Source organism: Pantoea sp. JGM49 (genome assembly GCF_018257655.1).
Lineage (GTDB): Bacteria > Pseudomonadota > Gammaproteobacteria > Enterobacterales > Enterobacteriaceae > Pantoea > Pantoea communis.
The window spans coordinates 63,567-75,846 of the sequence record NZ_JAERJM010000006.1 but is presented as its reverse complement, the minus strand read 5'-3'; the positions used below and the strand labels follow the sequence as shown (position 1 = coordinate 75,846).

Annotated in this window: 11 protein-coding genes; 5 read left to right on the top strand and 6 right to left on the bottom strand. The window is 52.8% G+C overall.

Features of this window, described 5'->3' with window-relative positions:
- Positions 1 to 5 precede the first annotated feature (5 nt).
- Complete coding sequence (locus JK231_RS12240) at positions 6 to 1,253, bottom strand: extracellular solute-binding protein (RefSeq protein WP_097118772.1); 1,248 nt, start codon at positions 1,251 to 1,253, stop codon at positions 6 to 8.
- A gap of 261 nt (positions 1,254 to 1,514) precedes the next feature.
- Between JK231_RS12240 and JK231_RS12235 the strand changes: the two genes are divergently transcribed.
- Entirely contained in the window at positions 1,515 to 2,684 is a 1,170-nt protein-coding gene (locus tag JK231_RS12235) for an ROK family transcriptional regulator (RefSeq protein WP_160834118.1), read from the top strand.
- 127 nt (positions 2,685 to 2,811) lie between these two features.
- Here JK231_RS12235 and JK231_RS12230 read toward each other — a convergent pair whose 3' ends face one another.
- Positions 2,812 to 3,513, bottom strand: coding sequence for a GNAT family protein (locus tag JK231_RS12230; protein ID WP_160834117.1), 702 nt, complete (start codon positions 3,511 to 3,513; stop codon positions 2,812 to 2,814).
- Between the two features lie 393 nt (positions 3,514 to 3,906).
- Complete coding sequence (locus tag JK231_RS12225; protein WP_211728674.1) at positions 3,907 to 4,155, bottom strand: hypothetical protein; 249 nt, start codon at positions 4,153 to 4,155, stop codon at positions 3,907 to 3,909.
- Positions 4,156 to 4,519: 364 nt separating this feature from the next.
- Between JK231_RS12225 and JK231_RS12220 the strand changes: the two genes are divergently transcribed.
- The 3 genes from JK231_RS12220 (at position 4,520) to JK231_RS12210 (ending at position 6,122) form a co-directional block, all read left to right on the top strand.
- Positions 4,520 to 4,978 (top strand): acyltransferase, encoded by a 459-nt coding sequence (locus tag JK231_RS12220; protein WP_097118776.1) that lies wholly within the window; start codon positions 4,520 to 4,522, stop codon positions 4,976 to 4,978.
- Between the two features lie 107 nt (positions 4,979 to 5,085).
- Entirely contained in the window at positions 5,086 to 5,547 is a 462-nt protein-coding gene (locus JK231_RS12215; protein WP_097118777.1) for a helix-turn-helix domain-containing protein, read from the top strand.
- On the top strand, positions 5,547 to 6,122 hold the full coding sequence (locus JK231_RS12210; RefSeq protein WP_211728673.1) for a PIN domain-containing protein: 576 nt from the start codon (positions 5,547 to 5,549) through the stop codon (positions 6,120 to 6,122). Before JK231_RS12215 ends, JK231_RS12210 begins: the two co-directional genes overlap by 1 nt.
- A 46-nt stretch (positions 6,123 to 6,168) precedes the next feature.
- On the opposite strand, the gene JK231_RS12205 is transcribed toward JK231_RS12210, so the two are convergent.
- Genes JK231_RS12205 through JK231_RS12195 form a run of 3 tightly spaced genes read right to left on the bottom strand, consistent with a single transcriptional unit; the run spans position 6,169 to position 10,542 of the window.
- Positions 6,169 to 7,959 carry an ABC transporter ATP-binding protein gene (locus tag JK231_RS12205; protein ID WP_211728672.1) on the bottom strand — a complete coding sequence of 597 codons (1,791 nt, stop codon included), beginning with the start codon at positions 7,957 to 7,959 and terminating at the stop codon, positions 6,169 to 6,171.
- Positions 7,956 to 9,398, bottom strand: a complete 1,443-nt coding sequence (locus JK231_RS12200; RefSeq protein ID WP_211728671.1) for a M81 family metallopeptidase — start codon at positions 9,396 to 9,398, stop codon at positions 7,956 to 7,958. The genes JK231_RS12205 and JK231_RS12200 overlap by 4 nt, the downstream gene beginning before the upstream one ends.
- 10 nt (positions 9,399 to 9,408) lie before the next feature.
- The gene (locus JK231_RS12195) at positions 9,409 to 10,542 is read right to left on the bottom strand and encodes an ROK family transcriptional regulator (RefSeq protein ID WP_211728670.1); all 1,134 of its coding nucleotides are present in this window, start codon (positions 10,540 to 10,542) and stop codon (positions 9,409 to 9,411) included.
- 201 nt (positions 10,543 to 10,743) lie between these two features.
- Here JK231_RS12195 and JK231_RS12190 point away from each other — a divergent pair, with 201 nt between their 5' ends.
- Positions 10,744 to 12,279 (top strand): ABC transporter substrate-binding protein, encoded by a 1,536-nt coding sequence (locus JK231_RS12190; RefSeq protein ID WP_097118782.1) that lies wholly within the window; start codon positions 10,744 to 10,746, stop codon positions 12,277 to 12,279.
- Position 12,280 lies beyond the last annotated feature (1 nt).

The window sequence follows — 12,280 nt, the reverse complement described above, 5'->3', positions numbered from 1 at the left end:
ACCCCTTAACGTAAACGCGCAGCACTTTTATCAACCGTCTGCATGGCCGCGTCTGGCGTGGCGCTGCCCACCAGCACTTGCTGCAGTTGCTGCTGCAAGGTGTTGGAGAGACGGGAATAATCAGCGGTTTCCGGGCGTGAAAGCATCACGTTCAATGATTTGTCCGCCGCCGCGATCAGGCTCTCCTGATTCTTCAGTACCGCAGGATCCTGATATGAGCTTTTCCAGATGGGCAGGCTCAGGGTAGCGTATTTGTTTTGAACCGGTTGCGAAGTCATGTAGCTAATGTATTGCCACGCCTGGTCACCGTGGGTGCTGCCTTTGGCGATGCCGAGCCCCATCGAACCGTTCACCGCACCAAATTTACCCGGCGCATCGCCTGGTGCCGGAACGATACCCACCTGACCGGCCACTTTGCTCTGCTTCGGATCGTTAGCCATGTTGTACATATAGGTCCAGTTCAGCGCGAACGCGGCATCGCCGTTGGAGAAGGCTTTGCGCACATCCTCTTCCAGATATTCGCGTGATGCTGGGTTACTCAGCCCTTCATCCAGCGAACTCTTCATCAGCTTGACCGCCTGCAATGAGGCCGGGCTAGAGAAATCGAGCTTGCCGTTGTTATAGAATTTGCCGCCAAAGCCAGATACCAATGTGGTGTAATCACACACCAGCGCTTCCGCCTGCGACCAGCTCCACACCAGTGGATATTTTACGATGTTCTTTTGTTTGATGATGCGTGAGTCATCAATCACCTGTTGCCAGGTTTGCGGCGGGGTGGTGATCCCGGCTTTCTCCAGCATCGCTTTGTTGTAATAGAGATATTTGGTATCCAGGATCCACGGCATGCCAAGGGTTTTGCCGTTATAGACCACGGTGTTCATTGCGCCGGGGAAGATCTTCTCTTTTTCGTCTGCGGCGATACGGCTGCTGACGTCCTGCAGCAGATCAAATTTGGTGAATTCCGCCGGCCAGATGGCATCAAACAGCACCACGTCATAACCGTTACCGCCTGCGCCACGCGCCGCGACAATTTTGTCGTGCAGCGCTTCGTACGGCACAAACTCCAGATTCACCTGCACATCCGGATGCGCTTTCTGGAACTCCTGCGTCATGGCGCGAATATCATTTTCGCTGTAAGCCGCCTGAGTCATAAACAGCGCATTGAGGGTGGTTGCGGCTGCCGCGCTGCCGGCGCTGGCTAACATGACCGCGATGGCACAGCCTTTCAATGTGGTCGAAAACCGGATTTTCATAACATTTTCCGCCTTGATGCAAGAAGAGGGTGTTTAATTAAATCAATTTGATTGATTTAATAACGCGCACAGGTTGTCAGGTTGCTGCAGCTGACATCAATGAACTAAAGCAAGTGACGTGCCAGGGCATAAATCTCGTTTGCCGCTGCTCACTACTCTGCACAGATTTTTGCGGCTGTCAGGTAAACAGGTTGTAAATTGTGTCGCCGATCATAGATATTGATGCGCTGGCAGTCGCGGGCGTGAGAAGAGGGAAGCAGGATGAAAACATCAGGAACCAATCTGGAGCATGCGCGCGCGCACAATCGCCGTGTGATCATCGAAGCGATCCGCCTGCACGGTGAATTGACGCGGGCTGAGCTGGCGCGACTGACCGCCTTAACCCCGCAAACCGTCTCCAATATCGTGGCTGAACTGGAAGCCGCCGAACTGCTTACCAGCCGCCAACCGCGCAAGCAGGGGCGTGGGCAACCGGCGATTCCGGTAATCCTCAATCCAGCCAGTGCCTTCTCCATCGGCATTCATCTCGACCACCAAACCCTACTGATCGTACTGGTGGATCTCACCGGTGAAGTTCATTTCCGCCGCCTTATTCTGGTGCAAAAACCCCAGCCCGATGCCACTTTAGCGCGCATTGCGGAGGTGCTGGCAGAGATCAAAACGCAGCTCGGTGACCGCTGGCAGAAAGTCCTGGGGATCGGCGTAGTGATGCCGGGACCCTTTGGCGTTGAGGGGATTTCCTCGGTGGGTCCCACTACCTTGCACGGCTGGGAGTCGGTCGATATCGAAGCAAGGCTGGCCGAAATGAGCGGCGTGCCGGTCACGCTGGAGAACGATGCCACGGTAGCGGCGATTGGGGAGCGTTTCCACGGCGTTGCGCGCCATCTCAACTCGTTTATTTATCTCTATATCGGCACCGGATTGGGCGCGGGTATTATCATGGATGGTCACGTTTACAGCGGCCATGCGCACAATGCTGGTGAAATTGGGCATGTGGTGGTGGAACCGGGTGGGCGCGAATGCTATTGCGGCAATCACGGCTGTCTGGAACGTTATGTGTCACTGCAGGCCGCCTATGAATTCTGTGGGCTGGACCCGATGACCGCGTTGCCGGACGACCTGCTGGAAGTCGATCCCGCAGTATTTGATCGCTGGATTGATACCGTGCTGACGCCATTGCGTCAGGGCATCAATATGCTGGAATGCATTTTCGATGCGGAGAGCGTGATCATCGGCGGCATGATGCCCGCCGCACTGCTGGATAAAATCATTCAGCGCCTGCCGCCGCTCTATCAGTCGGTGCGCGGGCGTTATCTTACCGGCTCACGTTTGAAAACGGGCATGACCGGCAGTGATACCGCGGCATTGGGTGCGGCGGCGTTGCCGATTTTTGACGAGTTTAATCCGCAGTTTCAGGTGTTGATGAAATGAGGACAAGAAGGAGCTGGCAAGGCCGGTTCCTGCCCTTAAATGACGTTGAAACAACGGAAATCCTGACTTGCCATCTGCCAGAATACTGTGCCTGACGCCTGCGCTGAGGCAGGTGACTTGATAGGATTTAACCTGCGAAAAATACGCTCAACTTTTGCTGCTCCCGGCCGTGCTCATCCATATTATCCGCCGCCAGCCAGGCCGATATCGCATGCTTCACCTGCGGCCATTCACCATCAATTATCGACAGCCAGTCGGTATCGCGATTGCGTTGTTTGCGTGTCATTGCCTGGCGGAAACGCCCTTCATAAGTGAAGCCAAGACGTTCCGCTGCCCGACGTGAGGCGAGGTTAGTGGAATCACAGCGCCAGGCGACCCGGCGGTAGCCCAGCTCAAATGCCTGTTTCAGTAACAAGTAGATCGCTTCACTGCCCAGCACGTTACGCTGCATCAGCGGCGACCAGGTGACATGACCAATCTCAATCGCACCGTTCTGGCCGTCAATATTGGCGAAACATACCGCACCAACCGCTTGCTGAGTGCGTTGGCCGATCACCGCGTAACTCACCAATCCGCTGTCCTGGCATTTTCCACTGATCCAACTTTCCATCTCTGCCAACGAGGCGGGCTGTGTCGCGCCCAGCCAGGTCCAGTCCCGATCGTCTGGTGCGCTTGAGAAGGCGGCAAACAAAGCGTGACTGTGCGCAATATCTAACGGTTCAAGCGTACAAAAGCGGCCGTGAAGCGGAATAGCAGGAGGCGCGGCCAGCGGCTGCCAATCTGGCAGAGCAAAACCCACTGGCTGACCATATTGGTTTAGTTGCGTCATCGTCTTTCCCTGGCTGAGTTGCAAATTATGTGCAAAGGCACTGTGTTGCCTTAATACACTCAGTTTATAACAAGAAAATTATCGGGCGATTTAAAATCTTTTTTACGCATTACCGTAATGACATTTTGTACCACCCATAACTTGCCAACTTATCTGTCATGGGTGACTGCACACGGAAAATGTAAATGTGTTGTATTGCACTTTAAAACAAACCGCGTACCTTCATCATAATCAATTATCGTAGAAAGGTGTGTTTGAATGAATATCTGAAATACGTTATCCAGTTCATGTAATGTAATGGATGGTTTATTACGCGGATCGTTTAGTCGTTCAAATGCGGCATGGAAAGTAAAATGAATTCTGGCGCAGTCTTCAGCGAGGATGTCATTGATATCAGCTTCCAAATCCAGGAGTTGTTGTTCCGTTATGGTCATAATGCTGCGCAGCAACCTCGCTCAGTTTGCGATTGAGCTCTTCATTTGAGAGTGCATGAACGGTCGCAACATGGGCGCTGTAGCTTAGCGTTCCCATCCAGACATCAAACTCTTCATTATCAAATGAATCGACAAAGACAGCGTTGCCGCTCTCAGTATCAAAGAATGAGGCATAATTCTGCTCTATTTGCATGTCAAATTTAAACATACAGACTCCCAATCAAGAAATTCTCTTCGATTATAGATGACAGAAATTACACCTTTTATGCAGTTTTAGCGACAAGCCTATAAACAATTCGCGATGATTTTATCACTCGATGAGCAATGTGTAATATTTAAATGGTCGAAGTGGTGAAATAATTTCTATTTAAATCATATTGTTAATGGTTTTGGTAACGAGAGTTAATACTGTTTTAAGGCCACATATGTCTCGATTTTTAATTTTTAACTTGTTAGTTTTACAGTTTCCAAAACCGAGAATATCTGTTGTTAAAACGTGTAAGTAGATTCAGTCACATTATTAAAAATATATCTCGGACGAGAATCTTCAGAACAAAACAAATGGAGCTAAAATGCAGCCAAATCTACGCGAAGTCGCAGTCAAAAACGTTGAAATCGGTAGTAACGTTACGATTTACCAGCCTGCGAACGTTTATGGCTGCACCCTGCAAGACGATGTCTTCATCGGTCCGTTTGTCGAAATCCAGGCACATACGGTGATTGGAAGAGGCACAAAAGTGCAGTCGCACACCTTTATCTGCGAATACGTTAGCGTGGGCGAAAACTGCTTTATTGGTCACGGCGTGATGTTCGCCAACGATATGTTCCGTGATGGCAAACCCAATGCCGATCGAGAAAGCTGGGCGCGCATCACGCTGGGTAACAACGTCTCAATCGGCAGTGGCGCGAGTATTTTGGCGGTCAGCATCTGCGATGGCGCGGTCATCGGCGCGGGCAGTGTGGTGACGAAAGACATCACGCAGAAGGGCGTTTACGCCGGAAACCCGGCGCGTTTACTGCGGTTGCTATAGTACAAGGAACAGACTGGTTGTTTCGTTTATTTCGGATGTTGTTTGTTTCGTTTGTTTCGATTAGTATTAGAGCGCTGTAATTCACGAACTAAGAAACTGGAAAACTCATGACAAACTCAATTCTGGACAATGTCAGCCTTCCGGCTCAGAAGGAAATTGAGGCCGCTCTACGTGGACAAAGAGAACTGGCGACTTTTCTCTCCACAAAGCTGGAGACACAAGTCATATCCATTCAGGATGCAAACGACGAAACTCACCAAATCGAGTTGCCAACCTCAGCTTTAACGTTGCTAATGAAGGTGTTGGGAGAACTGGCCGTTGGAAATGCGGTGCAGGTCGTTCCGGTTCATGCTGAATTAACCACACAGGAAGCAGCCAATATCCTCAATGTCTCACGGCCTCATATGGTGAAACTATTGGAAGAGGGGAAGCTGCCATATCATAAAACTGGCCGCCATCGCCGCGTGCTTTTTGCAGACCTGATGCGCTATAAAGCTCAGCGCGAAAGTGAAAGTAATAATGCTATGCAGGAGTTGGCTGACTTAAGCCAAGGACTCGGTCTTTACTAATGACTCACTCGCCTTATCCGGTTGTACTTGATGCCTGTGTTATTTATCCAAACATGCTTCGTGACTTGCTTATGCGACTTGGACTAAGTGGTTTATACATGCCTAAGTGGACCGCGACTATCCATGATGAATGGCAACGAAACTTGGTTAAAAATATGCCTGAAGTCACGCCGGACAAGGTTAAGCGTATAGAAGTGCTAATGGACAAAGCGCTTCCTGATGCTCTTGTGACTGGTTTTGAGCCGCTGATTTCTGGGTTATCACTGCCTGATGAAGATGACAGGCATGTGGTTGCTGCGGCAATAAAATGTAATGCAGAAGTCATAGTCATGTTCAATTTAAAAGATTTCCCGGGCGAGAATTTGGATGCGCTGGAGATTGAAGCGATGCATCCGGATGAATTTATTTTAGATTTAATCGATCTGAATCGAGCGCTGGTTTTAAAGGCGGTGCGAGAGCAGCGTACAAGCCTTAAAAATCCAGCAATCGGTTCAGAGGAGTATCTTACCTCATTGTTAAAGCTTGGATTGCCAATGACGGTAAGAGCTTTGGAAGCTTATAGCTTCATGATTTAGCTCGCATAATGCGGGCAGCATTATTGATTTATCTGTTGCGTCTGCTTTAACTCTCCATCACCCAATGCCCGGCGCTCACCTCGCGATAGCGCCGTGTTTCCGGCACAAACCCCAGTGCGCGCACCGGGCTTTTCAGCTCGCTAACGTCCATATGGCGCTTGAGATGACGTCGAGCTGGAACTGGAACCGGCACCGATGACAATAACTTGCGCGTGTAGTCATGCTGCGGATTCTCAAAGATCGCAGCGCGCGGGCCGATCTCGACAATCTCGCCCAACAGCATCACCGCCACGCGATGGCTGATGCGTTCCACCACCGCCATATCGTGCGAAATAAACAGATAAGACAGCCCTAGGCTGCTCTGCAGATCCAACAGCAGATTAATAATCTGCGCTTTGACAGTCACATCCAGCGCAGAGACGGATTCATCGGCAATAATCATTTTGGGGTCGAGCATCAATGCACGGGCAATACAGATGCGCTGGCGCTGACCGCCGGAAAACTCATGTGGATAACGTTTCATCATCGCCGAAGACAAACCCACACGTTCCATCAACTCCGCCGCCTTTTCCCGAGCAGCCTGTTTACTGCCGAGCTGATGTTGCAGATAAGGCTCGGTCAGGGCTTCGAGAATCGACATCCTTGGATTGAGGCTGGCGAACGGGTCCTGAAATATCATCTGCATCGCCCGACGTAACTGGCGCAGTTCGCTGGAGGAGAGATTTAGCACGTCATAACCGTCGAAAGCGATCTCGCCGGCATCGGCTTTCACCAGCCGGGTGAGGGAGCGACCGGTGGTGGATTTTCCACAGCCGGATTCACCGACCAGCGACAAGGTTTCGCCGGGCATCAGATCGAAAGAGATATTCTCCACCGCATGCACCGCACCGGTTTTGCGGCTTAACAGCCCTTCGTGGATGCTGAACCGGGTGCTGAGGTTTTTCACCGACAGCAGCGGCTGTTGCGAAGCGGGGCGCTCAGGTAGCAGTGCCACCGCATCACCTTTCAGCGCAAACTTCTGCGGCCCCGAAATGCCACGCATCGCGCCGAGCTGCGGCACGGTAGCGATCAGCGTGCGCGTATAATCCGCGGCTGGCGCCGAGAAAATGTCCGCCGTGGTGCCAGTTTCCATCACATCACCCTGATACATCACTAACGTGCGATCTGAAACTTCCGCCACCACGCCCATATCGTGGGTGATAAACAGTACCGCGGTGCCTTCCTCTTCCTGCAATGTCTTAATCAGGTCGAGAATTTGCCCCTGGATGGTGACATCCAGTGCGGTCGTCGGCTCATCGGCAATCAGCAGTTTTGGTCGCAACGCCAGCGCCATGGCAATCATCACTCGCTGGCGCATGCCGCCGGAAAAGTGATGTGGATAATCATCGAAGCGTTTAGCGGCATTAGGAATGCGCACTTTCTCCAGCAGCTTCACCGTCTCTTCCCGCGCCGCCCGCTTACTGATGTTGCGATGGTTGATCAGGACTTCAGCGATCTGGTGACCAATGGTGAAAGAGGGGTTGAGGCTGGTCATCGGCTCCTGAAAAATCATCGCCACGGCGTTGCCACGAATATCGCGCATCGCTTTTTCGCTCAGATTCAGCAGGTCCACGCCGTTCAGCAGCACTTTGCCGGTCACGCGCGCGTGGCGCATATTCAGCAAGCGCATAATCGCCATCGACGTCACGCTTTTGCCCGAACCCGACTCCCCGACAATCGCCAGCGTCTCACTGGCGTTGATGGTCATCGATACGTTCTTCACTACCTCACGCCACTGATCGTCATGGCGAAACGCAACGGTGAGGTTTTCTACCTGCAAGACCGGCTCGCGACTCATTTGGCCGCCACAAAGCGAGCCGAACGGGTGCTGACCGGCAGAAATTCAAAGTCAGTGTCGAAAGGATAGGCAGGCTGCAGTTTACGTTTACGCTCCAGACGTTCGACGTACTGATCCACCACGCCTTCAGACAGCGCCATCAGGTTAGGATTAGCAAGTGGTGCCAGTTCCGGTGACAGATAACCCGATTTCACCACCACAATTTTTGCCTGCGCAGGATGAAGCCCCAGCAATTCAAAATCAGCGATATTGTGATAAGGGCGACGACGATCGGCGACCACCACCGTAATGCCGCCGGTTTTCAGCAGCGCCTGTTTAGCCAGCGAACGCGCATCATCACTCACCAGCAGGACTTCAAATTCTGCAGTAACTTTCCCCCCTGCGGGATCGAGCGTGGCACCGATCGTCAGAGTGAGTTTCGCCCCAACGCCTGCCGCAAAAGCAGCATCGGTGGCCGGTTTATCGGTGATTCCGGCGACGATCACATCCTGCGCGCCCTGGCGAATCAACTCTGCCAGCAGATTGGCACGATCGCCCACGCCACCACCGGTCGGGTTATCGCCCGAGTCGGCCAAAATCACCGGTGCAGTTTCACTGGCGATGGCCATTTTCACGCACTCTTCGGTGCTGCCTGTGACGCAGCCGAAGACAAACTCGTCGCGCGCCTGCCAGTATGCCAGCGCCAGTTTTGCTGCCTGTTCGGAAAGCACATCGGCGTCGGTACCGGTCATGATCGCCGCCGCAGTGGCGCGCGGTTCATCGGCCCAGACATAGCCGACCATCAGCGACGCATCCCAAATGTGGTCGATTTCATTGATACCCGGCAAACGCGCATACAAACTTTTTGCCGGTTCATCTTCGGTACTGGTGCGCTCACCGGGCAGCACCACCGGAATCGGTGCCCAAATCACACCGGGTTTCACGCCGGTTTGCAGGCTTTTCACCAGCATCGACACGGATCGACGCATGGTTTCTTCCACATCGATGTGCGGCGCCGTGCGATAGGTTGAGAACATATCAATGGCATCGATGATGCGCTGCGTCACGTTGCCATGCAGATCGTAACTGACGGTGATCGGACAATCCGGGCCGACCAGTTCGCGCGTGGCAGTAATCCAGTCACCTTCGGCATCTTCCATCCCTTCCACATACACCGCGCCGTGCATGGCGAGGTAGACGCCGTCCACCGGCAGCTGGGCTTGCAGACGGGTGAGAAAATCCTGCCTGAAGTCATCATAAGTGACCCGCGCCACCGGGCCACCGGCGATGGCGCGCGCATGGAAGGTCGGCAGAAATTCGGCATCGTAATCCTGCAGGAAAGCAAAGTAGGGGTTGGTCAGCAGATCGTCACCGCGCACGATGCGGAAGTCGTCGGCATAGTTCAGTACCGGGTTATACGTACTGCACTCCGTATGAATGCCACCAAAAGCAATGCGCATACAGCCTCCGCTAGTCGGGTAATTGAATGATAAATCGATATGCTGCCACGCTTGCCGCGGCGCGCGCCCAGCTCTGTTCGCTGATCACGATGCTGGAAATCGGGGTTTTGCCCATGATCGACGGCAACACGTGGCTATCAATGGATTGCATCACCACGGTTTTCAGTAAGCCGTCAAAAGCATCGGGTTGATGTGCGATGACGATCAATTCGGGATCGTTCATCTGAATAATGTTGGCGATCGAGAGGCCCAGCGCGTGACCAGCCTGATGCAGAATGGCGATGGCGGCACTGTTGCCTTTCACCGCCAGCGCTTCCAGTTCGGCGATGGTTTGGCTCTCGAGTGCTTTATCGCGCATGCTCTCGCGAATCGCGGTCAGCGAGGCGAGAGTATCCAGGCAGCCGCGTTTGCCGCATCGGCAAGGGCGTCCGCCGGGTTCGATGGTGCAGTGGGCGATTTCACCGGCCCCGCCGTGTGCGCCGCGATGCAGTTGACCCTGGAAGAAGTGTGCGGAACCGATGCCGTCACCATGGGAAATCAGGGTGAAGTTGCGCGCTTTTTTCGCCACGCCGAAGATCTTCTCGCTGACGGCCAGCGCTTTGGCATCGTTCTCCAGCGAGACGTCCAGCCCGGTTTGCCGTTTGAGCATGTCGGCCAGCGGGACATTCTTCCAGCCCAGAAGCGCTGATTGCACGCAAATTGCCTGATTTTCATCCACAAACCCGGAGAGCGTAACGCCCAGGCCAATTAATTGATCGGCTGAAATGCCTTTCTGCGCAATCAAATCGGGAATCGCTGCTGCTAGCGTCACAGTCAGCTGTTGGGGATCAGGATCGAGTGGCATGTGCGTGCTCGCCAGCACCAGTCCATGCATATCAATCAGCACTAAAACGACGTACTCGCCGAGTAGCGAGGCGCCGAGAAAATAGGCGCTGTCAGCACGCATTTTTAATAACACCGACGGACGACCCTGGCCGCTGGATTCTGGAATGCTCTCTTCAAGCAATCCGGCATTCAACATCTCTTTCACCAGTGGGCTAATCGCGGCTTTGCTCAACTTCATATTTTCCGCAATAGCGGTACGGCTCATGCCGTGCGAGGCAATAAGCAGACGCAAAATTTGCTGCTGGTGGGCATTGAGCATGTTGGTTCTCACTGCATTAGCGATATGACCTGACAATAATGAGGCTGGAAAACAAATTCAACGATATTTAGTTAATTTTCTGAACGCAGATCTAACTATAAGTAAAATATATGAACTTAAGTATTGGCTTTTGTTCAGAGAGTGTGCCTTATATAACGTTGTTAATTCACCTAACATTTCAATGATTCATTGAGGGCCTTCATGCAAAGCACATTCAAGCATTTAAAGGTACTGACGCTGGCCGGTTGTATCATGGCGTCACTGGCAAGCTCGGCGGCAATGGCCAGCCAGCTGGTGATTATGCAAAACGAACCGCCACGCAGCATGGATCCGGGCAACCAGACCGCTACCTTTACCGGCACGGTGCTCGATCCCATGTATGAAGGCCTGACGCGTCTGGGTGATGACGGCAAGATTATCCCTGCGCTGGCGCTCTCCTGGAGTGCGGATAGCAGCGGATTACACTGGACATTCAAGCTTCGCCCCAATGTGAAATTCCACGACGGCACGCCGTTTAATGCCGATGCGGTAGTGGAAAACTTCCAGCGCCATTTGGATACCAAACGCGGTCTGGCGGGCAGCGGTAAAGTTCGCACCTTTATTCAGGATGTGAAAAAAACCGATGATTTAACGGTTGAGTTTGAGCTGAAAAAAATCAATCCCGCCTTTTTAACCGTGCTGGCATCGGGACCAGGATTAATGGTCAGCCCTACCGCAGATAAAGCAGGCAGCATCAATAATAAAGCGGACGGCACCGGGCCTTATAAGCTGGAACAATATAAATCTGGCGAATATGTGCTGGAGAAAAAGAACAGCGATTATTGGGGTAAATCAAACGGCCCTGATGAAATTAAATGGACGTGGAGCAGTGAGCCTTCCGTGATGAATATGGCGCTGCAATCCGGACAGGTCGATATTATTAACCCGGTGCCACCGCAATTCGCCGGCATGTTGAAAAACAATGCCAACGTTAATTTAAAACAGTCGCCGGGTGCGGCCGTGTTCTGGGTGGATCTGAATACGCAAAGCAAAGCGTTGAGCGACGTGCGCGTGCGTCAGGCGCTGAACTTTGCTACCGATCAGCAGGCGCTGGTGAAAGCCATCATGTTTGGTTATGCACAGCCGGCTAACTCTTCACTGGCACCGGTCGATGCCAACTACGATAAGAATCTGAAGGATTATCCTTACGATGTGCAGAAAGCCAAAGACTTGCTGAAAGCGGCGGGTTACCCGGATGGCTTTAGCATGTCAATTGCTGTTCAGGCACCCGATGCGCGCACCGCGCAGGTGTTGCAGGGGCTGTGGGCTAAAATCGGCGTGAAGTTGAATGTGCGCCAGATGGAAAGCGGCGTCTGGACCAAAGCCGCCTTCGCCGATGCCAAAGAGAAAGCCCAGCAGGGCACTGATGCAGTATTGGCGTCGTGGTCATCCGGTTTATACGGTTCCGACTTGCAGCTGCGCCCGCTATATCACAGCGCCAGCTTTGCACCGGGCGGCGCGAACCTCGGCTTCTTTAGTGATAAGCAAACCGATGACCTGATCGATACCGCCGCCTCCACGCTCGACGATGCGAAACGCAAAGATCTCTATTTCCAGGCACAGAAACAGATCAGCGGGCTGGCTCCGCAGGTGCTGCTGTTCTATCAGGATGATCTCTACGCCTCGCGCAAAAACATCAGCGGCGTCACCATGCAGCCTGGCGGACAGATTGTGGTTCGTGACGCAGTGAAGAACTGAT